Origin of the sequence: Hymenobacter sp. BT188 (assembly GCF_014333585.1) — a bacterium.
GTDB lineage: Bacteria > Bacteroidota > Bacteroidia > Cytophagales > Hymenobacteraceae > Hymenobacter.
The window spans coordinates 1-22,522 of sequence record NZ_JACSCW010000005.1 but is presented as its reverse complement, the minus strand read 5'-3'; the positions used below and the strand labels follow the sequence as shown (position 1 = coordinate 22,522).

17 protein-coding genes and 1 tRNA gene are annotated in these 22,522 nt (G+C 53.7%); 8 read left to right on the top strand and 10 right to left on the bottom strand.

Going from position 1 to position 22,522, the window contains the following annotated elements; genetic code table 11:
• Window position 1 precedes the first annotated feature (1 nt).
• Window positions 2–1,453 (top strand): Gfo/Idh/MocA family protein, encoded by a 1,452-nt coding sequence (locus H8B13_RS14850; protein WP_187311614.1) that lies wholly within the window; start codon window positions 2–4, stop codon window positions 1,451–1,453.
• Window positions 1,454–1,763: 310 nt separating this feature from the next.
• On the opposite strand, the gene H8B13_RS14845 is transcribed toward H8B13_RS14850, so the two are convergent.
• The 5 genes from H8B13_RS14845 to H8B13_RS14825 form a co-directional block, all read right to left on the bottom strand.
• The gene (locus tag H8B13_RS14845; RefSeq protein ID WP_187311613.1) at window positions 1,764–2,447 is read right to left on the bottom strand and encodes a RibD family protein; all 684 of its coding nucleotides are present in this window, start codon (window positions 2,445–2,447) and stop codon (window positions 1,764–1,766) included.
• A 58-nt stretch (window positions 2,448–2,505) separates the two neighbouring features.
• Window positions 2,506–2,877, bottom strand: a complete 372-nt coding sequence (locus H8B13_RS14840) for a DUF5615 family PIN-like protein (RefSeq protein WP_222841439.1) — start codon at window positions 2,875–2,877, stop codon at window positions 2,506–2,508.
• Window positions 2,877–3,110 (bottom strand): DUF433 domain-containing protein, encoded by a 234-nt coding sequence (locus H8B13_RS14835; RefSeq protein WP_187311612.1) that lies wholly within the window; start codon window positions 3,108–3,110, stop codon window positions 2,877–2,879. Before H8B13_RS14835 ends, H8B13_RS14840 begins: the two co-directional genes overlap by 1 nt.
• Before the next feature lie 725 nt (window positions 3,111–3,835).
• Window positions 3,836–6,220: a ribonucleoside-diphosphate reductase subunit alpha gene (locus tag H8B13_RS14830; RefSeq protein ID WP_187311611.1), complete on the bottom strand. Its 2,385-nt coding sequence runs from the start codon at window positions 6,218–6,220 to the stop codon at window positions 3,836–3,838.
• 502 nt (window positions 6,221–6,722) lie between these two features.
• On the bottom strand, window positions 6,723–7,682 hold the full coding sequence (locus tag H8B13_RS14825; RefSeq protein WP_187311610.1) for a ribonucleoside-diphosphate reductase small subunit: 960 nt from the start codon (window positions 7,680–7,682) through the stop codon (window positions 6,723–6,725).
• A 482-nt stretch (window positions 7,683–8,164) separates the two neighbouring features.
• Here H8B13_RS14825 and rplU point away from each other — a divergent pair, with 482 nt between their 5' ends.
• A complete protein-coding gene (gene rplU, locus H8B13_RS14820; protein WP_133274414.1) occupies window positions 8,165–8,470 on the top strand; it encodes a 50S ribosomal protein L21 in 306 nt (101 codons plus the stop codon).
• 94 nt (window positions 8,471–8,564) lie between these two features.
• Window positions 8,565–8,855 carry a 50S ribosomal protein L27 gene (gene rpmA, locus H8B13_RS14815; protein WP_133274413.1) on the top strand — a complete coding sequence of 97 codons (291 nt, stop codon included), beginning with the start codon at window positions 8,565–8,567 and terminating at the stop codon, window positions 8,853–8,855.
• A 121-nt stretch (window positions 8,856–8,976) separates the two neighbouring features.
• Here the strand turns inward: rpmA and H8B13_RS14810 are convergent, their stop codons facing one another.
• The 4 genes from H8B13_RS14810 to hemW form a co-directional block, all read right to left on the bottom strand.
• Window positions 8,977–9,747: a cyclase family protein gene (locus H8B13_RS14810; protein WP_187311609.1), complete on the bottom strand. Its 771-nt coding sequence runs from the start codon at window positions 9,745–9,747 to the stop codon at window positions 8,977–8,979.
• 24 nt (window positions 9,748–9,771) lie between these two features.
• Window positions 9,772–10,464 (bottom strand): alpha/beta fold hydrolase, encoded by a 693-nt coding sequence (locus H8B13_RS14805; protein WP_187311608.1) that lies wholly within the window; start codon window positions 10,462–10,464, stop codon window positions 9,772–9,774.
• 221 nt (window positions 10,465–10,685) lie between these two features.
• Complete coding sequence (locus H8B13_RS14800) at window positions 10,686–11,159, bottom strand: hypothetical protein (protein WP_187311607.1); 474 nt, start codon at window positions 11,157–11,159, stop codon at window positions 10,686–10,688.
• Window positions 11,160–11,187: 28 nt separating this feature from the next.
• Window positions 11,188–12,327, bottom strand: coding sequence for a radical SAM family heme chaperone HemW (hemW, locus tag H8B13_RS14795; protein ID WP_187311606.1), 1,140 nt, complete (start codon window positions 12,325–12,327; stop codon window positions 11,188–11,190).
• Window positions 12,328–12,574: 247 nt separating this feature from the next.
• Between hemW and H8B13_RS14790 the strand changes: the two genes are divergently transcribed.
• The 5 genes from H8B13_RS14790 (at window position 12,575) to H8B13_RS14770 (ending at window position 21,545) form a co-directional block, all read left to right on the top strand.
• Complete coding sequence (locus tag H8B13_RS14790; RefSeq protein WP_187311605.1) at window positions 12,575–14,443, top strand: POTRA domain-containing protein; 1,869 nt, start codon at window positions 12,575–12,577, stop codon at window positions 14,441–14,443.
• A gap of 135 nt (window positions 14,444–14,578) precedes the next feature.
• A tRNA-Met gene (locus H8B13_RS14785) sits at window positions 14,579–14,651 on the top strand.
• A gap of 1,492 nt (window positions 14,652–16,143) precedes the next feature.
• Entirely contained in the window at window positions 16,144–16,401 is a 258-nt protein-coding gene (locus H8B13_RS14780; RefSeq protein ID WP_187311604.1) for a hypothetical protein, read from the top strand.
• Between the two features lie 237 nt (window positions 16,402–16,638).
• The gene (locus tag H8B13_RS14775) at window positions 16,639–19,344 is read left to right on the top strand and encodes an FG-GAP-like repeat-containing protein (RefSeq protein ID WP_187311603.1); all 2,706 of its coding nucleotides are present in this window, start codon (window positions 16,639–16,641) and stop codon (window positions 19,342–19,344) included.
• A gap of 167 nt (window positions 19,345–19,511) precedes the next feature.
• Window positions 19,512–21,545: an ATP-binding protein gene (locus H8B13_RS14770; RefSeq protein WP_187311602.1), complete on the top strand. Its 2,034-nt coding sequence runs from the start codon at window positions 19,512–19,514 to the stop codon at window positions 21,543–21,545.
• A gap of 1 nt (window position 21,546) precedes the next feature.
• Here the strand turns inward: H8B13_RS14770 and H8B13_RS14765 are convergent, their stop codons facing one another.
• Window positions 21,547–22,278 carry a LytR/AlgR family response regulator transcription factor gene (locus tag H8B13_RS14765; protein ID WP_187311601.1) on the bottom strand — a complete coding sequence of 244 codons (732 nt, stop codon included), beginning with the start codon at window positions 22,276–22,278 and terminating at the stop codon, window positions 21,547–21,549.
• Window positions 22,279–22,522: the final 244 nt, after the last annotated feature.

Sequence of the window (22,522 nt, the reverse complement as noted above, 5' to 3'; positions counted from 1 at the left end):
GATGAGCCAGATCCCCGAGTCGCCATCCCGGCGCGAGTTTATCAAGCACAGCGCCGTCGCTGCCGCCGGTATCATGATCGTGCCGCGCTTCGTGCTGGGCGGCAAGGGCTACACCGCCCCCAGCGACCAGCTGGTAATTGCCGGTGTCGGCGTTGGCGGTAAGGGCGAGAGTGATCTGGCCATGTTTGTCAAAAGCGGTAAAGCCCGCATCGGCTACCTCTGCGACGTAGACGACCGCCGCGCGGCCAACGCCCGCAAAGCCTATCCGCAGGCTACTTACTACAAAGACTGGCGCCGGATGCTGGATAAGGAAGCGAAGAAGATCGACGCCGTGTCCATCGCCACACCCGACCATAACCACGCCGTCGTGACGCTGGCAGCTATGCAGCTGGGTAAGCACGTGTACGTGCAAAAACCACTCACCCACGACATCCATGAGGCCCGCGTACTCACCGAAGCGGCCAAACGCTACAAAGTAGTAACGCAGATGGGCAACCAGGGCGCCTCCAACGACGGCGTGCGCCAGCTCCAGGAGTGGTACGATGCCGACATTATCGGCGACGTTCACACCGTGTACTGCTGGACCGACCGGCCCGTCTGGCCCCAGGGCATTGCCTGGCCCACGACTAAAGGCACCGTGCCCCCGGAGCTTGATTGGGACCTCTGGCTCGGCACGGCCCCGTACCGCGACTATGTGGATAAACTGGTGCCATTCAACTGGCGCGGCTGGTGGGAATACGGCACCGGCGCCCTCGGCGACATGGGCTGCCACCTGCTGGAAGCGCCCTTCCGCGTCCTAAACCTGCAATACGCTAATGCCGTGCAGGCCAGCGTGGGCAGCGTCTACGTCGATGAGTTCAAGCGCGGCTACTTCCCCGAGAGCTGCCCGCCCTCCAGCCACGTCACGCTGACTTTTCCCAAAACCAACAAAACCAAGCAGGATATTACCGTGCACTGGATGGACGGCGGCATCCAGCCTACTCGCCCCGACGAGCTAGGCCCCAACGAACTGTTTGGCGACGGTGGCAACGGCACGCTCTTCGTCGGGACCAAGGGCAAGATGATGGCCAGCACCTACTCCGCCGATCCGCGCCTGCTGCCCACCTCCCGCACCAACGAAGTAAAGGTGAAGCAGACCATAGCGCGCGTGCCCGGCGGCGCCGACGGCCACTACGGCCAGTGGGTAGAAGCCTGTATTGCCGGCCACGGCAAAAAGACCGTCAGCTCGCCCTTCGAGCTGGCCGGCCCGCTCACCGAAGCCCTGCTTATGGCCAACCTCGCCATCCGCGGCTACGACCTCCAGCGCCCCAAAGCCAATGGCCAGGGCTTTGACTACCCCGGCCGCGGCATCGAGCTGCTCTGGGATAATCAGCAGCGCAAAATCACCAACTTCGACGAGGTCAACCAATTCGTGAAGCGCGACTACCGCGCCGGCTGGAAGCTGGGCAGCTAATAGAGAGGCCAGAAAGTGGGCTTCATCCAGCACCAAAAAGAACGTCATGCAGAGCAACGCGAAGCCTCTCGCATGCTGATGTTGCCACACTAATTGTCATGCTGAGCTTGTCGAAGCATCTCTACTGGTTAGTAACCTCAACGAAGCGGGAGAGATGCTTCGACAAGCTCAGCATGACGTTCAATTTGATTAGTGCTCACACTAAACACGCGAGAGGCTTCGCGTTGCTCTGCATGACGGGCAGGAGTGACAAGAGTTTGAAAAGAAAAAGCCCCCCACGCTGCCAACCGGCTCCGTGGGGGGCTTTTTCTTACGCTGCTCCTGCTTCGTAGCGCAGCCACAGAATCCCGTCGGGGCGCTGCTCGGCGCTTAGGAGCTTGAAGGGCGTGGCGGGGCCCGGCGCATCGCCTTGCTCGAAGATGGTGGGCGAGGTGGGCGCGCCATCCACCACGGGGTAATGCAGCAGGCTTAGCTCATCAATCAGACCGGCTTTGAGCAGGGAGCCGTTCAAGTGCCCGCCCCCTTCCAGCAGGATGGTCTGAATGGGGAATAGCTCGCCCAGCTTGCGCAGGACCAGTGCAAAGTCGATTTCCTGGGCGCCACCGAACAGGTACGACACGCCTTTCGCGCGCAGGTACGCCAGGTATTCGTCGCTTACCTGCTCGGTGAGGATGCTGATGATGTGGTCGTCGTCGATGGCGGACGATTCCCAACCTAGCTTTCCGTGGGCATCGACGGCGACGGCAAACGACTCGGCCCCGTGCGCGGCCACGAAATCGGTGCGGGGCAGGGGGGAGGCTACGGGCTTCAGGTCGGGGGCCAGGCCGTGGGTGAAGTCCTTTTCCATGGTCACGCGCCCGCACAGCCAGGCCTGGGCCTCGAAGGTGGCAGCCGTCGTTTCGTACTCCTTGGTGTTGGGCGAGTCGCCCCAGCGGCTGAGAATGGTGCGCCCGTCCAGGGAACACATCATGTGGCAGATTACCCGAGGTTTCATAAGTAGCAGGAAGATGTACGTCTTGCTGTACGTAAGTTGAAACCGCGGCTGCTAATGATTATCGGTGAATCACTAACTGCTCCCGCGACAACTCCAGGTAGCTATGCCATTGCAATGCCTTCGTTAGCTCCGGTAGATACCGGCGAAATAGCTCCACTAGCTCATTGGTGCTGATGTTGCCCGTAGAAACCAGCAGTAGCTTGTAAGGGCGACTATGCAGAATAAAGCTATTCACAAAGTCAGCATCCTTGGTAATCACAATGCGACTCTCACGCACTGACAGCTCATTGATGCCATCGTCGGGGGTGTGGTTGGCTTCCGGCAGATCGAGCGTATGTAGCGCGTCGAAACCGGCTTCGTGGGCAAGCCAACGTGCCAGATGCTTAGGCAACTGCGCATCTACCAGTATCTTAATCAGCGACGCCGCCATTAAGAAGCCATCCGGTAGAAGGTCTTGGTTTTTAGTAGTTCCGCGGCGTAGGCTTGGCAAGCGCGCAAGTCCTCTACTTCTAGGTCTTCATAGTCAGCCAATATTTCGGCGTCCGTCATGCCCGAAGCCAGCAGTTCCAGGATGTTTTGCACTGGATAGCGCAACCCGCGTACGGTGGGCTGCCCATGGCAGATAGTGGGGTTGACAGTGATGCGGGAAAGTAAATCAGCCATAGAACCAAAGTACGGAATTTCTGAAAGAGGCGCGGTTCCAACTTGCTGCTGATGGGACAAGTGGAGTACAGCCTCCACTTCAAAGCTGGTCACGAGCTACAAGCTCGCGCTAGTGGGAGATGGTATAATTTGCCATACAAAAAACACTAGTTTGTCGCCACTTTCGCTGATTTTCATCCGTTGCAAAACGGCTTCTAAGCTAAGCTAAGCGTCTTCTGTAAATTTACAGAAGCAAATGTTTGCTATTAATCTGTATTTCGAACTTACTTTAAACAAGGAAGAAGCTAGAACACTCCCGTTCTAGCTTCTTCATACTAGTTCATAACTATCTACAGAAACCAGCTGTTGAGTAAGGCAAGAAACGCCTGAACATAAGAGCCTAGCAAAGGCTCCCATGCATCAAAAGCTCTTCCTAATGCGCTTACTACTCCTAGTCCAATAATCAGATTGGAGCAGATGTCGCGAAAGGAAAATTTCTTACCAAACTTAGAACTGTTTCCCCGCTTTGTAACGGCCATAGGACACAGGATTTAGTTTGGAAAATCGGGGCGTCTCGCTCCTCCCAATGAGAGGTACCGCGCCAACGGTACCTCTTTTTTGTTTAGTCGCTTCTAAGTCACAGGACACCACTTTTGCTGTGACTCTAGGGGCTATGGTCTCATGTTCCGGGTTTTAGTGCTGATATAAAAATGGGCAGGGAAATACTCCCTGCCCATTCTTTTAGATTACGAACCGCAAGCCTCGCAAGCGTCTGGATTATCCAGCGAGCAAGCCATGTCCGAAGCATTCTGGGCGGCTACGTTCAGCGGCTCCAGAGTCTCGGCGGCTTGTTTCTGCACCGTGAACTTGATGGCGTCGGCGGCGGCTTTCGTGCGCAGGTAGTACATGCCGGTTTTGAGGCCCTTCTTCCAGCTGTGGAAGTGCATGCTGGTGAGCTTGCCGAAGTTCACGTTCATCACGTGCAGGTTCAGGCTCTGGCTCTGGCAAATAAATGCCCCCCGGTCGGCCGACATATCGATAATGCGGCGCTGGGAGATTTCCCACACCGTCTTATACAGGTCTTTGATGTGCTGCGGGATGCGGGCGATGTTCTGCACCGAGCCGTTGGCGGCAATGATTTCGTTCTTCATCTGCTCGTTCCAGATGCCGAGTTTGATGAGGTCCTTGAGCAAGTGCTTGTTTACCACCATAAACTCTCCGCTCAGCACGCGCCGCACGTAGATGTTGGAGGTGTAAGGCTCAAACGACTCGTTGTTGCCGAGAATCTGGGCGGTGCTGGCCGTGGGCATGGGCGCCACCAGCAGGGAGTTGCGCATGCCGTGCTCTATTACCTGAGCGCGCAGCGTTTCCCAATCCCAACGGCCCGAGTCGGGCGTCACGTTCCAGAGGTCGAACTGAAACTTGCCCTGGCTCATGGGCGAGCCGGCGAAGGTTTCGTAGGGGCCATTTTTCTTGGCCAAATCCATGGAAGCCGTGCAAGCCGCGAAGTAGATGGTCTCGAAGATGTCCTTGTTCAGGCCCGTGGCTTCGTCGCTCTCGAAAGGCATGCGCAGGGCAATAAACGTATCGGCCAGCCCTTGCACGCCCAGCCCGATGGGGCGGTGGCGGCGGTTGGAGCGCTCGGCCTCGGGCACGGGGTAATAGTTGATGTCAATAACCTTGTTCAGGTTCTTGGTAGCATGGTAGGTTACATCATACAGCTTCTGGTGGTCGAACACCATCTGGCCCTTCTGCTCGCCTTCCTTCACGAAGCGTGGCAAGGCCAGCGAAGCTAGGTTGCAGACCGCAATTTCGTGCTCGTCGGTGTACTCCATAATCTCGGTGCACAGGTTCGACGACTTGATGGTGCCCAGGTTCTGCTGGTTCGACTTGCGGTTGGCCGCGTCCTTGAACAGCATGTAGGGCGTGCCGGTCTCGGTCTGGCTTTCCAGGATGGCAAACCACAGCTCTTGCGCCTTGATGGTCTTGCGGCCGCGGCCTTCCTTCTCGTATTTTTTATAAAGACGCTCGAAGTCCTCGCCCCAGGTGTCGCCGAGGCCGGGGCACTCGTTGGGGCACATCAGGGTCCAGTCGCCATTATCCTCCACGCGCTTCATGAACAAGTCGGGCGTCCAGAGAGCGTAGAACAGGTCGCGGGCGCGGTTTTCTTCCTTGCCGTGGTTTTTCTTCAAATCCAGGAAGTCGAAGATATCGGCGTGCCAGGGCTCGATGTAGATAGCGAAGGCGCCTTTGCGCTTGCCACCGCCCTGGTCCACGTAGCGGGCCGTGTCGTTGAACACCTTCAGCATCGGGATGATGCCGTTGGAAGTGCCGTTGGTGCCCTTGATGTAAGAGCCCGTAGCGCGCACGTTATGAATGCTCAAGCCAATACCGCCCGCCGACTGCGAAATCTGAGCGCAGTTTTTCAGCGTGTCATAAATGCCCGTGATGGAGTCGTCCTTCATAGTGAGCAGGAAGCACGACGACAACTGCGGCTTCGGTGAGCCGGCGTTGAACAGGGTAGGGGTAGCGTGGGTAAACCAGCGCTCCGACATCAGCTCATACGTCTCAATAGCCGATTCAATATCGTCCTTGTGAATCCCGATGGCCACACGCATGAGCATGTGCTGGGGCCGCTCTACTACTTTGCCATCCATACGCAGCAGGTAGGAGCGCTCCAGGGTTTTGAACCCGAAGTAGTCGTAGCTGTAGTCGCGGTCGTAGAGGATAGCTGAGTCGAGGGTCGCCGCGTGCTTGTGGATAACTTCCCACACGTCTTTGGCAATGAGCGAAGCGTTTTCGCCCGTCTTGGGGTCCTCGTAGGTGTACAGCCGCTTCATGGTGCTGCTGAACGACTTAGAGGTCACCTTATGCAGGTTGCTCACGGCAATGCGGGCCGCCAGAATAGCGTAGTCGGGGTGCTTGGTGGTGAGCGAAGCCGCCGTTTCGGCCGCCAGGTTGTCAAGCTCAATGGTCGTAACGCCGTCATAAATCCCGTCGATGACCTTTTTGGCCACTTCAATCGGCGAGACATACACCATGTTGAGCCCGTAGCAGAGCTTCTCGATGCGCGCCGTGACTTTGTCAAATTTCACGGATTCGCGCCGGCCGTCGCGTTTAATTACCAGCATAAGCGTGTGCGTTTTGGTAGTTGGATATGAGTTTGCCGGCTCTGTGAGAGCAGGCAGTATAATCGGGAAATTGGGGTAAGCCGCGAATGGATGTGGCTAATCGTTGCGGAAGATATTTCTTACAGTTGGGTAGGACAAGACTTATCAACAGAAGTTATCCACATAGTCCAAAAATGTAGCACTGGGGGGCAAAATTGATGAGCAGCGCTAGGGGATTGGTGCTAAATTTTGGGAGTGAAATTGGGTTGTAGTGTTGAGGGAAATTTGGTAGGCGGCGCTAAGGAGTGGCCTCACCCCCTAGCCCCCTCTCCTAGGGGAGAGGAGGACCTAGCTTTTAGTTTTTCTAGAATATTAGCTCTTTTTAGTTAGTAGCTTTTAAAACTAGTTCCTCCTCTCCCCTAGGAGAGGGGGCTAGGGGGTGAGGCCCCATTGAACGAGAAACCAGCCAACAAAAAAGCCCCCCAGCCAATGCCGGAGGGCTCTTTCATTGAAAATCAATACCTTAAAAATCCTCGTCGAGTGAGAAGGCGTTTTCGGTGCGCTCGCTCATTACGCCGGCTTTCTGGTATTCAGCCACGCGCTTCTCGAAGAAGTTGGTTTTGCCCTGTAGCGAAATCATCTCCATGAAGTCGAAGGGGTTGGAGGCATTGTAGATCTTGCTGTAACCCAGTGACACAAGCAGGCGGTCGGCTACGAACTCGATGTACTGCGCCATGTTCTTGGCGTTCATCCCGATAAGGTTCACGGGCAGGGCATCAGTCACGAACTCCTGCTCGATAGTCACCGCGTCACTAATGATGCTGTGCACGCGCTCCTCGCTGAGCTTGTTCTGGAGGTAGCCATAGAGCAGGCAAGCGAAGTCGCAGTGTAGGCCTTCGTCGCGGGATATAAGTTCGTTGGAGAAGGTGAGGCCGGGCATCAGGCCGCGCTTCTTCAGCCAGAAAATAGAGCAGAATGAGCCAGAGAAGAAAATGCCTTCCACAGCGGCGAAGGCGATAATGCGCTCAGCGAAGTCTTCGGAGTTAATCCATTTGAGGGCCCACTCGCCCTTTTTCTTCACGCATGGCACGGTTTCGAGCGCGTTGAAGAGGCGGTCTTTCTCCTTGGGGTCTTTAATGTAGGTATCAATCAGCAGTGAATAGGTCTCGCTGTGAATGTTTTCCATCATAATCTGGAAGCCGTAGAAGCAGCGCGCTTCAGGCATCTGCACTTCCTGCATGAAGTTGACGGCCAGGTTCTCGTTCACAATGCCATCGGAGGCCGCGAAGAAGGCCAACACGTGCGAGATGAAGTGCTTCTCGTTATCGTTGAGGTTTTCCCAGTCTTTCTGGTCTTGGGAGAGGTCTATTTCCTCGGCGGTCCAGAAGGAAGCCTCTGCCTTTTTATAGAATTGCCAGACATCGTCGTTCTGGATGGGGAATAGCACAAAGCGGTTGGGGTTCTCAACGAGCAGTGGTTCCATAACAGATAGCGTATTGAAGGTGAAACGTGACCAAAAATATGATCAGGTAGTGGCTTGCCAACCCTGCGCTAAACAGAATTGTTTGGCCTGACTCACCACAAAATTTGGGCGGTCATGGGATCAAATATAAACCCGACCTCCGGCAAAACGCCCCCCGAAAACCATTTTTATTCTATTAATTTTTACCTATGCTCACTGATGAGCTGTTGATAACGCTTTTGTGGAAAGAAGCAATTTTTGGCCTAAAACACCCGAATTTTGAATACTTATCAACATTTCGAATGTGGACAATCCAACTTATCCACAAAAAGTGTATTCGCGTGCCCAGCGCGTGCTGTTAAAAGACTGTTTGCAGCGCGCTATTAGCTTAACAGAAAAGTCGTTTTGGCAGCCGACCAAATGAAGACTAGTGAGTTAGGTTTGGTTTTGAATCCTAAACCTGTTACTTTTGCCTTCCCATTTTTAAAACACGCGAGACGCCGATGTACGCAATCGTCAACATAGCTGGCAAGCAGACCAAGGTCGAAGCCGAGAAATTTGTTTATACCCACAAACTAGCCGGCAACGTCGGAGACGTAGTTGAGCTGGGCAACGTGCTCCTGACCGACAATAACGGTTCGCTCACTATCGGCGCTCCGTTCCTGGACGTGAAAGTGAAGGGTACCATCTTGGCACAAGTAAAAGGTGACAAGGTATTGGTGTTCAAGAAGAAGCGTCGTAAGGGCTATAAGAAGCTCAACGGCCACCGTCAGGACTACACCAAAGTAATGGTCAACAGCATCGGGTAATTGAATTGACTGATTGCGTTGCTAAGTGAGAATAGTCTTCCACTCTTAGCACCAACAGACAAGTCAACACCACTAACGCACAACACATACAACAATGGCACATAAGAAAGGCGTCGGCTCATCTAACAACGGCCGCGAATCGCATTCTAAGCGCTTGGGCGTGAAGATTTTCGGCGGTCAAGGCATTATTGCTGGCAACATCATCGTTCGTCAGCGTGGCACTAAGCATCACCCCGGTCAGAACGTGGGTATCGGCAAGGACCACACCCTGTTCGCTATGGTAGACGGCACCGTGCAGTTCCGCAAGGGCCGCAAGGACCGCTCGTTCGTATCGGTAGTACCCGTTATCGACGAGACGGAGCTGACCGAAGCAACTGCTGCTTAGTCTGAGCTACTAGCCAATCGGACGCCACGCATTTCGTGGTTAGACGATAGAATAATCAAAAAGCCCCCCAGACTCTACCTGGGGGGCTTTTTACGTTCGTGTTGGTAGCTGGAGCAAGTAGCTAGCTCAAACGGTAGAGCACTGGCTTGCTTGGGCTGGCATCTAGCTCAAGGCTAGTAATCTGAAGGTTAAGCAGATATAAGCCGTCTTTCAGCTCATCAGGCACGAAAATTAGCTCTGTAATCGTACTGGTGCGTCGGGTATGCTCTGGGTATTGCCAGAAAGCGTGATGAGCAAGGAGCTGGCCGCCATCTTCTTCCCGGTCTACACTAGGCAAGTCCAACAGAAGGTGTTCGATGTGATGATCGGCAAGGTACTGGACTAATGCTGGCTCTATATAGGTAGGATTGGTGCCGGAATATTGGCGGGTGCGCTTGGCTTTATGATTGGGCAGCGTCCGCAGAATAATTGCTTCCGGTAACACCTCAGAGCCAGGAAAAATGCCTCCCAGTGCCGATTGTGCGTCTGCTAGCATCACGACTTGGTCGCCGTTGGCCTGCTGGCGCGGCTCCACGGAAATAAGCCGAGCCACAAACAGAAAGCGCTTCAGGCAGCGATTAATAGTCGCCTCCGGATTGGTGGAAATGTGGCCGTAGCACTCCGTATGTGTGCCGTTGCCGTGGGGCGTGAGGTGAACTCGCTTATAGTTCGTGCTGCCGCCCTCGGCTACACTCCCCACAAAATCGCCTACTCGGATGGTGTCGAACTGCACCGGCTCGGCCCAAAAGCAATTCACTTGGTTCGAGCCAGGTGCTAGAGGCAGCGAAATATCTAGCGGTGCGCTGGGGTCGAAGGAGAAGGTGTGGCCGTGGTAGGGGTAAGTAGCAAGCATTCGGGGGAGCGAAATGGGAGGGAATTACCGCACTATATCAATACGCTTTTCGGCTGCGGCTTCTTGTTTTGCCTGCTGCTTGTGGAGTAAGTCATTCAAAATCTGGCTTATCTCTTGAGCGTGCGTGAGAACCATAAAGTGCGTGCCGCCGGGAATAAGGTAATCGACGGGCGCGGGAGAAGGTGGAAAAACTCGGTCGCGGGAGCCCAGAATCTGTACGCAACTACCAACGCCGGTGCTGTCCCAATGTAGGAGCTGCTTAATGGCCCAACTGGTATAAGCAGAGTCCATGTCGCGCAGAATGGCCTTGAATATTTTGTATTCTAGGTTGTCATCGATCCCAAAGTACCAACGCCCGGCCCACGGAAATAGCTTGAGCAAGGATGGAGGCACCAATTTATACACCCGCGTCGCCCGAATGAGTCGGAGTAATAGAGGCAGCCGGTCAGCATCCGGAATGCTGGACACTAACACCGCGCAGGCCCGCGGTCGGATACGGCAGATTTCCTGCGCTACCACGCCACCAAATGACACGCCTACCACAAAGCAGACCTGATCCTCGGGAATTGCCGCCGCCATCCGTTGCACGTAGTCCGGCAACGGCTCATCGCCTATCGGCTTCAACCATTCCAGCACCTGAGACGGACCGTGCAGCAAAGGGCGCAGCTTATGAAAAACACGCTCATCAGCCCCCAAACCAGGAATCAGGTAAAACATGAGCAGTAGATGGGTTGAACGGAATTTTGAATAGCCGCTGAATTAATCACTAAAAATAACGTCATGCAGAGCGAAGCATCTCGCGTGCTGATGTATGAGTAGTACTCTAGATAAACATGCGAGATGCTGCGCTGCGCTCTGCATGACGACCAAGCTTAGTAACCAACCACTAGACTGAGAGAAAAAAGTGTTTTTAACTCTATAGCAAACAGCACATACGCTTAAGGTTCGAGCCGCAGATACACACCTTCCAAGTAAAAGATATTGTGGGGGGCAATTTCATCGTCATCCTCCTCATCTTCGTCGCCTTCTTCCTCTTCTTCACCCTCCCCTTCATCATCTTCATCTACCAACGTAGCCGGATACGTGCAGGCGAGCTTCATAGCCACGTTTGGAAGGGGGACGGGGGGCTTTTCTTCGGTGGTGTACTCCAGGAGGCAGGGCCATTCCGTGACGGTAGCCAGCGCCTCGGCTACTTCTTCTTGCAATGACTCCGCTCGCTCGCCAGCTAGGCGAAGCAATAGGTCTAAGGCTGGAAACTGTAAGCCTAAGTGAAAGAAATGCAGGCTGTTGTCGAAGTAAGTAGTAGCCCAAACCGTTACGTCATCGGTCGTATCGAAAACGATGGCAGTGATTTGGACGTGCTCCACAAAAAAGTCAGCATCGTCGGCGAGGGCATCAATCAGGCGTTCCATAGGCACAGATTACGCTGATTTTATTGATTTAGCCAGCGGCCTGAAATAATTCTAGGGTGATGTGGTCAGCCAGCAGTTTTCCCTGGTCTGTAAGAATTAACACCTCATCGTCCAGCGTGGCCCAACGGTTTTGCTCTAAATCCCGCAAGTACTCAGTGCGTTGGGCGCGTAAGTCTACCCCAAATTCCTGGCGCAGACGCACTAAGTCGCAGCCGCGGGCAGTGCGTAAGCTGGTCATCAGGTATTCATTGGCGCGGTCGGTGGGCGAGAGGACTTCGCGGGTAGTGGGTACCTCATTCTGCTCCAGCAGGCTCGTGACGTAGCGCGTGTTATTCGCTACCGCAAACTCCCGACTTGTGCCATCAAAAGAATGGGCGCTGGGGCCTAAGCCCAAGTAAGGCACCCCACGCCAGTAATTTGAGTTGTGCCGCGACTCGCGGCCGGGGAGGCAAAAGTTGGAAATCTCGTACTGCTCGTAGCCGTGCGCAGTTATTTGGGCCAACAGCATTTCGAACTGTCGGGCCACAAAGTCATCGGGTGGCGGGGTGAACTGCCCTTTGCGCAAGCGCCGCCCAAACACCGTATCCGGCTCAATGGTAAGCGCGTAACACGAAAGATGAGGTACGTCCAGCGCAAAAGCCGCTGCCATATCCTGCTCCCAAATACGGTGGTCGGGAGCCGGCACGCCATAAATCAAGTCCACCGAGATATTCTCGAAGCCCGCATCCTGGGCCAGTCGCACGCACCGCGTCGATTCTGCGGCAGAGTGGGCCCGGTTCATCAGGCGCAGGTGGGGCTCGTGGAAGCTTTGCAAACCAATACTCAGGCGATTGATGGGCGACGCAGCTAGCTCCCGGAGCTTATCAGCAGTAAGGTCGTCGGGGTTCGCCTCGAGGGTAATTTCGGCCTGGGGGGCAATTTCAAAATGTTGGTGAATGGCGTCAAACAAAGTGTCTAATTCCGCCGCTATCAGCAGGGAGGGAGTGCCACCTCCAAAATAAATGGTGTCGAGCGTGGCCTCAGGACCTAGGTAGTCGCGGCGCAACTCTACCTCTCGCACCAGCGCGTCTACCAGCTTGCCTTTCAGCGCCATAGAAGTGCTGAAATGGAAGTCGCAGTAGTGACAGGCTTGTTTGCAGAAGGGGATGTGGAGGTAAAGGCCAGGCATTCAGAAGAAAAGGTAGCGTATGTGGTAACACCCAGAGATGCATAATTAGTTTAGGTGATTGTGCCTTGGCCCAATCGAAAAGGAAGCGGCGCCTTCCGCACCATTTCCTGGTCCGTTCTGCAAGGTACCCAGATCGTAAATCTCCATTGCGCGAGTCGCAGAAAGAGGACATGACGGTAGCCCTGCTATCCGCATTCCAACCACAGGTGTCAAAATTAAATGCTTCCAGTCCACGTTCTTTGCCCTAATGTGTGCCCGCATCTTTTTTTACTGTGTGCTGAGTCTGCTACTCGGTTGGCCCAGCGCGATACAGGCGCAGGTAACGCCCACCCCGGCCGCGCCCAACCAGCCTGCGCTGCAGACGCCACCTGTGCCACCGGCCCGCCCTGACACCAGCACTACGCGGCTGCGCAAACCACTGCGGGGGGCAAAATACATTCAATTTAATACCGAGGAAGCAGACCGACCCACGCTCGTACGCTACCGGTTTCGGCCCAACGCTCCCGACTCGCTTACGTCTCTGCGCACCATCCGCGATGTGGTGCTGGCCATGCAGGCCGACGCCTACCTCACTGCCTCCGCCGATACCATGCGCTGGAGCCGCGACACGGTGCAGGTGCGCCTTTATGTGGGCGAGCAATTTCGGTGGGCACGCCTGCGCAATGGCAACCTGGGCGACGGGCTGCTTACCAAGGCCGGCTACCGCGAAAAATTCTTCCGCGACCAGCCTTTCCGCCCTCAGGAATGGACCCAGCTCCAGCAGCGCGTGCTGACCGAAGCCGAAAACCAGGGTTACCCTTTTGCTACCGTGCGCCTCGATTCCGTTGCGCTTATCGGCTCCGACATTGAAGGCCGCGTGGTGCTCGATCGTGGCCCAGTTATCGTATTCGATTCTTTGCAGGTGCTGGGCACTACCAAAACCCGAACCCAGTTTTTGACCCGCTACCTGCAGATTTTTCCGAATCAGCCCTACAGTCAGCAGCGAGTAAATGCTATTGCCCGCCAGTTGCGCCAGCTTCCTTATATACAAGTTAAGGCTGAGCCTGAGGTGCGTTTCGCGCAGGGAAAAGCGCGGGTATACTTACTCCTTGACGATCGGCCGGCTAACCAGTTCGATGCCATTGTGGGCGTGCTACCCAACCCAAGTCCCGGGCCGGGTCAGAACAAGGTGCAGCTTACCGGCGATGTGACCATCAGCCTGCGCAACATTCGCGGCGGGGGCAAGCAGCTAGGCCTGCAATGGCGCAAAGTAGACGCCGCCTCTCAGCTCCTAGACGCGCAGTACGTGCACCCTAATTTCTTCGGCTCGCCCTTGGAAGTGGGGGGTAATTTCAATCTTTATCGGCAGTCCGACGCATTTCTCACCCTGCGGCCTCGCCTTCAGGTGACATACCCCACGGTACGGGCCGGGCGCATCAGCTTCTTCACCGAGTTCCGCAGCTCCCGCCTGCTGTCCGATTCCACCTTTCGGGAGCTACGGGCTCTCCCCGAAAATATCGATTCCGAGTACACTTCCTACGGCATCGACTACTCTAAAAGTACCCTCGATGACTTATATTTTCCACGCCGGGGGGCTTTTTTTAGCAGCCTGGCTGCTGTGGGCAACAAGCGCATCAGCAAGAATACCGACCTAAACGACACGCTTTATACGCGGGTGCCTCTGCGCTCCACCCAGGTTACGCTCGGTGGCCGCGCCGAATACTATTATCCGATTGGTCGCAACGGCGTGCTGCTCGGCCGGGTGCGAGGTGAGTCCTTGCTCAACGACCGCCTGTTTCTCAACGACTTATTCCGCTTGGGGGGGCTGGCTACGCTACGTGGCTTCAGCGAGTTTGCTTTCTTTGCCAGCTCCTACGCGGTTGGCACTATGGAATACCGCCAGTTCACCGGCCCCGATTCCTTTGTGTTTCTCTTCCTTGATCAGGCATACCTGCAACGTAAGCTAACTAAAGGCGCCAACGCCGATGCCCCAACGGGTGTAGGAGCAGGAATCAGCTTTCGTACCGGCGCTGGTCTGTTTCAATTGGTGTATTCTGTTGGCCGCTCAAAGCAGCTAAATCAAAAGCTAGCGCTCAATGCTTCCAAAATTCACTTCGGAATTACCAGTCGTTTCTAGACTCAAGTACTTAATCACAGCTTTGCCAGAGAATAAAGCAGCTGATTATCAGTGTAGAAGGCCCGAAAAGCAACTTTTTATGTTACAATACCACCTAATTCCAAAAAAGCCTCTTACATTTGCAGAACCAAACAGTGCGGGGTGGAGCAGTTGGTAGCTCGTTGGGCTCATAACCCAAAGGTCACAGGTTCGAGTCCTGTCCCCGCTACCTAAAAAGGCCTTTCCAGATCGGAAAGGCCTTTTCTTTTTTCAGGGCACCTGACTGTACCTGTTTCCGTGCTTCCAACTCTTTGCTAAGGCGCTTTAATACGTGTACCTAAGCGTAATGCAAAGTCTGAACCCGGGAACCGTTAGCGCATTCACCTTGAGCCAATATTAGGCGGATGGGATTCAGTGCCATCTAAACAACGGGGTTGCTTTGGCCATTCTTATAGCCAAAGTAAGCCCTTGTAGAACTCCAGACACTACGCTGTATACACCACTGATCCTCTCTCAGGCGTATACTCATGAGCCTCCAGATGAACCAGCACCTGATCCATTGTTAGCTCCCCACGCACGAAGGCCTCGAGTAGCAACTGATGATAAGGACCCGGAGTGAGAAAGGCGTATGAAGGAAAATGGAATGCTAACGAGACCGCCAAGCGATGCGCTTGATGTGAACTCAGGGTGGAAGTAGAACGCATGATCAGTCCAGTATTATTACGGAATACAAAGATCGATAATACGTATTTTTCTCGCAAGCTGAACTGAGCAAGTATTTATACGGGCAAACGCATTCCATCACTGCCGATGGAACCGCCCCCTTGCAACAACAACGTGTACATAACTGAAGTGTAAAAGCCTTCTCTAGAGGCCCGTGAGTGATAGTGCTGAGTACAGACGCTCTTATTAGTGCCTGTTACGTATTTCTACCTATAACAAGGAAATATCGAGCCAAAACCATTAGCGTAAAGGTTTATCCTCAAGCCCACGAGTTTAAGATGTCTAATCAGCTTGTTGCGGTAATCCTCTCAAAACCAGTAGCTTGAAATGGCTGCGGTACCCAAGGCCATAAAAAAAGTATCGTGAGGTAAGTGCGCAATAGCTTGTGTTCTACAAAAGCCGCAACAAATACGCAGCCGAAGATTCAGGGTAAATCACACGTTTAATTATCCTATAAGGCCTATCCAACACTTTTATCTCTGCCGTATAATCTAGTGAGTTCTGCTCGAAGCGGCCCGGTTTTCCTCCCACCAGAACCAACTCATGCAGGTATATCACGAAATTTTGCCGCGTACGTATCGACTTTTCTTGGTACAAGACCCAAATCAGCAACCCGCGCTGCCTCTCTTGTAGGAGGCACTGCAACGAGCAACTCGCAGCGGGAAACGCATAGTGTGGTTTGATTGCCGCTTGCCCCGGCTGGATATGGCAACACTGCGTCTGCTTGCGCACTACCGGAAGCGACTGCGAGCCATGGGGATACGGTTTCGCATCAAGCATGCTCCATTTACCAATATGCCATCCTAAGCCATAGAAGCATACTTTTCAGGTAGGATGCCTCATAAACAGCCACAGGAAAGCAGATGGCTGAAATCCTATCCTGCCCTCCTGCTACTTAAAAATAGGTAACAGCAGTTTTTGGCAGCCTTAAAAGGCCCCAATGCACATCTGCTGTCTGCGTTTACGTGAGCATCTAGTATAATTTTTAACTGCGGATTATGCCCATTCATCCCGAATTAGAAAAGAAGCTTAATAAGACATGTGAACCCTCCACCAGCATCCACGATGTATTTAAAGGATATGATATCACCTTCGTGACTAATGAGCATGGTGAACCCGTGACGTTATTCTTTGGCAAGCGCCGACCTGACGGCCTCATTGCTGGTGAGCGCTACACGCGCACAATCAAGCGGGAAGATGATGGTTTGGCGGTAAAATCCAGTCACTGGGACTTACGTGGCAAGATTATGCGCTAGGAAATATGTAGGCTTAGTCACAAATTTTCTTGCTTGCTTTCAAATGCGAGAACGTTTACATGTATATTTAGTAAAGATCTTCTAACGCTCCTTCCGGCTTGTGCCAGATTGTATGTTGGACAAAGGGGCCCGCGCACCCCACTAGCTTGCGCCACCTCCATACTCCTGCTTTTACAGGCTAGTGGTGTCTTATCTAATGTTAAGTGTCTATGAATCAATTGTTCTACTCCAGTTTTTATGTTACGCATTTCCTCGTTTTCGAGGCACTGTATCTGTGCTGTCGGCTTTTTTGTGGTAGCCACTGTTAGTGGGGGGCTTTTTTACTTAAATTTTATCGCCAGCAGCCGGACGCTTGCTACTCAGACTGCTGGTCCCGCTGGGGGGCTTTTTTCCGGCCGAGAAATATATGCCAAACTTGATGGGGGTAGGCTGGCTAACCGACCCGACGCTGGCTTTGCGCAAGCTACAGCCTCGCCGGCTGCTCCAGCCACCAACGAACTCACGACCGTGCTGGCTGATGTGCAGCGCCGCGCCTACTTTCTGTATCAATCCAGTGAGCACTCAGCTGCCACTATCGCCGATAACCCTGATCAGGGGCTAATTGCTACTTTGGGCGCTGCGGCATATACCGTGGCCGCTTCCGCCGACCGCGCCAAGGCTTCCCGGGCGTGGCAGCTAGGCTTAAAGCTACGCGGCATCGGTCGAGGCGATAAGCTGGAATTTTTGCCGGAAGACACTTCCACCGGTACCACCTGCCAGGAAAATAAGGCGGCATATACCCACGGCGCAGCCTTCGCCGTCGATTATGAGAACTCGCCGGCAGGGTTGCGTCAGAACTATACTTTGTTTCAGCGGCCGGCTGGCCGGTCCGGTCCGGTGCAGGTGCAGTTGGCTCTGCATACCAATCTGCAAGTAGCAGCGCACGCGGATGGGCAGGCATTGAGCTTGCGCGAGGCCGGCAAAGAAGTGCTGCGCTATGCGGGCCTACGCGCCTGGGACGCAACCGGGCGGGTACTAGCGTCGCGAATGCAGCTCAGCGCCGATGAAAAAACAGTAGCGCTTGTCGTGGATGATGCGCACGCCACCTATCCGCTCATTATTGATCCGCTCATCAGTACGCCCATCACTATTGCTGAGCCTGGCCCGAAGAAACGCACCACCTTCGGCCATCGCATAGCGGGAGCCGGCGATGTAAATGGAGATGGCTATGACGATGTCCTCATTGCGGCCAGTGATACCTTTAATAAATCAAGTGTTGTTTACCGGAGCCGGGTATACCTCTATCATGGCAGCAAAAACGGATTGGTTACCGCCGATCCTACGGTCTTAGTTGCTCCTGCAAATACGCGCGCCTTTGGTCAGAACATGGCAGGAGCAGGGGATATTGATAACGATGGGTACGACGATATATTAATAAGCGCCGAAAGCATCAGTAGTGGGCCGAGACGGGTATACTTCTATCGAGGCTCCAGCACTGGCCTCATCATCGAAGATCCCACCTTGCTGGCTTCCCCCGGTAGCAATAGCGGCGATTATTTTGGTAACAGTGTAGCGGGCGTCGGCGATATCGATGGCGACAGTTATAATGATGTAATGGTTGGCGCTTTTGGCAATAATAACTACCAAGGACGAGCTTACCTGTATCGAGGTACTAGCACAGGGTTAAACATAGATCCTGTCATCATAGCCAACCCAGCCAACACAGGTGAAGATTGGTTTGGCGTCAGCGTGGCAGGAGCTGGTGATGTGAACAAGGATGGCTACGCTGATGTGGTGATTGGGGCTCAGGGGGCACTCAATAACCGGGGGCGTGCTTACGTATACCACGGCTCTGACGCTGGATTGGTCACACCGCCCACCATACTAAATGAGCCTCATGGGGTGAGGCTCAGCCAATTCGGTGTAAGTGTATGTGGAGTAGGAGACGTAAATGGCGACGGCTATTCCGATATTCTGGTAGGGATTATAGCCGGCTTGGGTGGCACCCCGAACCGTGCTTACTTCTACAACGGCGGCCCTGACGGGATTAACACTACCCATATAACGCTTGATGACCCCATGGCAAAGCCGGGGAGCTTTTTTGGGCTAGACATTGCCAGCGCTGGGGATGTGGATAAGGATGGGTATGCTGATGTACTGATTGGAGCCTATGGTTCCGAGGGGAATAAGGGCAGAGCCTATCTTTATCATGGGTCCAGTTCTGGGCTGCACACCACAAGCTCTATTACATTGAAGACACCGGAAAGCACAACGACTGCCTTTCTATTTGGGAGTGTAGTAGCTGGGGTCGGGGACATCGATGGGGATGGGGATGACGATATAATGATCGGCGACCCATACGCGAATAGAAACCAAGGCCAGGTCTATCTTTACCAGGGTTCCAGCATTGCCCCCTTACCAGTTGAGCTAGTAAGCTTTACGGCTGTAGCCAGCGGCCCATCTGCGGTGAGCCTAACCTGGGCTACAGCCTCAGAAAAGGAAAACGCCAGCTTTACGGTGGAGCGCAGCACTGGGGGGCAAATTTTTGCCGCCATCGCCAAGCTGAATGGCGCCGGCACAAGCACTACCTCGCACCGCTATACTTTCCGCGATGAGCACCTGCCGCCCGAGGCAGCGGCGCTCTATTACCGCCTTCGCCAAACTGACTTTGACGGCACGGTGAGCTATTCACCCGTGCGGGCTGTAAAACGCCCTCAAACCGAAGTCGCTTTCCACGTGTACCCCACGGTAGCGATAGCTGGTAAAGTGCGTTACAGCTACAATGGGCCCGCCAGCACCGCTACGCTGGAAGTACTAAATCAGAGTGGGCAGGTAGTTCGCTACCATGCTCTATCTAGCACTGAAGAGGGCGACTTGTCACTGGCAGGCTTACCCGGCGGCGTATACACCGTGCGATACAGTGCGGATGGCAAGCTCTATTATCGTCGCTGTGTGGTAGAGTAACCGATCGGCTGATCATTTAATCGCTATAACCTTCCAACGTTTTCCTAGCGAATGGAGCTTTATACCGGCTTCTGTTCCCGCGTATTTCCCCGCTTGGCCTAAACAAAGAAATAGTCGTTGAATTTTGCTACAGACTATCTTGTAGTAGAATTTTCAACTCTCATTTTATGGCTGTTTCTCCTTCCTCGACCAAATCTCTTACGCTTGACCAAGTTCACGCCCGCAATCAGGAGCTTGAGCAGGCATTAGCGCGGGCCTTAGCTGCCCGGGATGAAGCTGAGCAGCAATTGAATGAGCAGCGTTGGTTTCATGAAACTATCCTGAACGCGCTACCGGTGGAGGTAGCCGTGTTTGATACGGAGCGTCGCTACCTCTATGTAAACGAGCAGGCTGTGCCCGATTCGGAAGCCCGTAGCTGGATCATCGGCCGTACAGTGGAGGAGTTTTGCCAACAGTATGGCTACCCGCTTGAGCTGGCTGAGTATCGGCAGCAAATGTTTGGGCAAGCCATGGAAAGTGGCCAAGTGGTAGAGTGGGATGATATTACGCCGGGCACTGAAAAACCCCGTATTCATCACCGTGCTTTCAACTATGTCGCTTCAACTGAGGGGAAGCCAGCACTTATGCTCGGCTATGGCCTTGATATAACAGAACGTCTTGCCGCCGAGCGAGAAATGAAAAAAGCTAAGGAAGTAGCGGAAGCTGCTGCCCGGGCCCGGGAGAATTTTTTGGCCAATATGAGCCACGAAATTCGCACCCCACTTAATGGGGTGCTAGGGTATGCCAATCTGTTAGCAAAAAGCTCCTTACAGCCTCAGCAAAAAGAGTTTGTGCAAGTGATTCGCTCGTCGGGGCAGCATTTGTTGGGCGTACTCAACGATGTACTGGATATGGCGAAGATTACTTCGGGCAAAATGGAGTTTGAGCAGGTCGCCTTTAACCTCTGCGATTCGATGGGGCAGGCAGTGCAGCCACTAGCGCTGCAGGCAACTCAAAAAGGACTGGGCTTTTACGGGCAGCCCCTGCGTATGACTTGCCCCGTGCCTTGGGTAATAGGTGACCCACACCGGTTGAATCAAATATTGATCAACCTCACAGCCAACGCAGTAAAATTCACCGATAAGGGCAGCGTTTCGGTGGGGGGCTTTCTTAAGTCTGAAACCGACACTCACCTTACCGTGGAGTTCCGCGTAACCGATACGGGCATCGGTATTCCCGCTAATAAGCTGGCTCATATTTTTGAGGACTTCAACCAAGCCTACGCCGACACTACCCGCCGCTTTGGTGGTACCGGCTTGGGATTGAGCATCAGTCGAGCGCTAGTAGAGCAATTGGGCGGCACGCTCACCGTAGAAAGTGAGGAGGGGCGCGGCAGCACCTTTGCTTTCAGTCTTACATTGCCCCGCGCTACTCCGTCCAAGGTAGTTGAAGCAGTTTCCGCGCCGGAGTCAACCTCCAATAGTCTGCGCGCCAAGCGCGTGTTGCTGGTAGAAGATAACGAAATTAACCGCGACGTAGCCCGCCTATTTTTGGAGGGCTGGGATATGGTGGTGGATGAAGCTGTTAATGGCTTAGTAGCGCTAACAATGTTTGAAGAGCAGCACTACGACATCATACTGATGGACATTCAGATGCCCGGCATGAATGGAATGGAAACAACAGCCATCATTCGCCAGCATGCTGATAAACGAAAGGCTGCTGTACCGGTGTTAGCCCTAACGGCCAATGCTTTTCAGGCTGATAATGAGCGCTACCTCGCAGCCGGCATGAATGATTGTTTGGCCAAACCATTCGATGAGTCGGCGCTGGAGGCCAAACTCACGGCTCTGCTCGCTGCTGCTCCTCCCAAGCCCTACGACCTGAGCCAGCTTCGAGCCTCGGCACAGGGCAGGGAGGCTTTTGTTGTTAAGATTATTCGCTCGTTTCTAACGAACATTCCGGATAGCCTACAGGGATTAAAGGAAGCTGCTGCTGCCAGTCAGTGGCCACGGATAGCCGAAATAGTACATCACATCAAGCCCAACTTGGCAGCTTTAGGAATTACCGCAGCTGAGCCAATGGTCGCAAGACTAGAAGAATGTCGTCATCTTCTGGGCGCATCACCAGCCGAAGCCTCCGAGGTGCATGCTACAGTTGTCGAACTGGTAACCTTGGTAGAGCAAGTACTGGAAGCGTTGCCGGAGGAGCTGCCGCAAGAATAACTCAGAGGTTGCGGAGAGAACGATAAAAATCGTCTTGGTACGACTTGCCAACAGGTACTTCATACGGCCCCACCTGTAGCATATTGTTTTCAATAGAATCAATGCGCTGAGTATTGACGATATACGACCGGTGCACACGAACGAAGTGCGCAAGCGGCAACCGCTCGCTAATGGCCTTCAGCGTCAAGTAAACTATATGCTTCTGAGTGGGGGTCACGATAACCGAGTAGGTAGAAAGCGCCTCGATATATAACACCTCATTAAAATCGAGGCGCAGCATGCGGTTATTCACCTTCACAAAGATGTCAGTATTGCTCTTTGAAATAGGTGGTTCGGTGCTGACAGGAGAGGGAGTAATAGCAACCCGGCGTTCGGCAGCTAAAGCAATTGCCTGACTGAACCGGGCATAATCGACGGGCTTAACCAAATAGTCGGTCACTTTCAACGCAAAAGCATCCACGGCAAAGTCACGGTGGGTAGTGACTAAAATAACCTCAGGCTGAGGCTCTGGCAGCAAACGCACTAAATCTAGGCCGCTAAGGTGAGGCATCTCAATGTCGAGCAGTAGGATGTCCGCCTGTTCACCGCTCCGAAGAAAGTTGAGCCCTTGTATTGCGTCAGGGAGGGAAGCCGCTACCTCTAGCGATTCAGTCATTTCTACAAAATGCTCCAACATGAGGCGGTTGATTTCATTATCGTCGATAATGACGCAACGGAGTCGGGCATCGGGCATAGGCAACAGCTTGATTTACGGGAGAAAGCAGAATCCTAGATGGGAGATAGGCAGAGCTAGTACCCTTACTCAGTAAGTTTATTAATTGCTCCTCAGGGCACAAAGTTTTATTCGATAAGTGCCATGCTTGTGTTCAACGGGAGAATGATTACCGAGGTTCACTACTCATTATCCTATGTTCGCCTACCCGCCCTAACTTGAGGCTGCTGAGAAGGAAAAGGGAGGAATAAGATTCCGCCATTAT

Coding starts and splice junctions, on each gene's coding strand:
- H8B13_RS14850 (WP_187311614.1), top strand. CDS start 2: ATGAGCCAGATCCCCGAGTCGCCATCCCGGCGCGAGTTTATCAAGCAC.
- H8B13_RS14845 (WP_187311613.1), bottom strand. CDS start 2,447: ATGAAACCTCGGGTAATCTGCCACATGATGTGTTCCCTGGACGGGCGC.
- H8B13_RS14840 (WP_222841439.1), bottom strand. CDS start 2,877: ATGGCGGCGTCGCTGATTAAGATACTGGTAGATGCGCAGTTGCCTAAG.
- H8B13_RS14835 (WP_187311612.1), bottom strand. CDS start 3,110: ATGGCTGATTTACTTTCCCGCATCACTGTCAACCCCACTATCTGCCAT.
- H8B13_RS14830 (WP_187311611.1), bottom strand. CDS start 6,220: ATGCTGGTAATTAAACGCGACGGCCGGCGCGAATCCGTGAAATTTGAC.
- H8B13_RS14825 (WP_187311610.1), bottom strand. CDS start 7,682: ATGGAACCACTGCTCGTTGAGAACCCCAACCGCTTTGTGCTATTCCCC.
- rplU (WP_133274414.1), top strand. CDS start 8,165: ATGTACGCAATCGTCAACATAGCTGGCAAGCAGACCAAGGTCGAAGCC.
- rpmA (WP_133274413.1), top strand. CDS start 8,565: ATGGCACATAAGAAAGGCGTCGGCTCATCTAACAACGGCCGCGAATCG.
- H8B13_RS14810 (WP_187311609.1), bottom strand. CDS start 9,747: ATGCTTGCTACTTACCCCTACCACGGCCACACCTTCTCCTTCGACCCC.
- H8B13_RS14805 (WP_187311608.1), bottom strand. CDS start 10,464: ATGTTTTACCTGATTCCTGGTTTGGGGGCTGATGAGCGTGTTTTTCAT.
- H8B13_RS14800 (WP_187311607.1), bottom strand. CDS start 11,159: ATGGAACGCCTGATTGATGCCCTCGCCGACGATGCTGACTTTTTTGTG.
- hemW (WP_187311606.1), bottom strand. CDS start 12,327: ATGCCTGGCCTTTACCTCCACATCCCCTTCTGCAAACAAGCCTGTCAC.
- H8B13_RS14790 (WP_187311605.1), top strand. CDS start 12,575: ATGTGTGCCCGCATCTTTTTTTACTGTGTGCTGAGTCTGCTACTCGGT.
- H8B13_RS14780 (WP_187311604.1), top strand. CDS start 16,144: ATGCCCATTCATCCCGAATTAGAAAAGAAGCTTAATAAGACATGTGAA.
- H8B13_RS14775 (WP_187311603.1), top strand. CDS start 16,639: ATGTTACGCATTTCCTCGTTTTCGAGGCACTGTATCTGTGCTGTCGGC.
- H8B13_RS14770 (WP_187311602.1), top strand. CDS start 19,512: ATGGCTGTTTCTCCTTCCTCGACCAAATCTCTTACGCTTGACCAAGTT.
- H8B13_RS14765 (WP_187311601.1), bottom strand. CDS start 22,278: ATGCCCGATGCCCGACTCCGTTGCGTCATTATCGACGATAATGAAATC.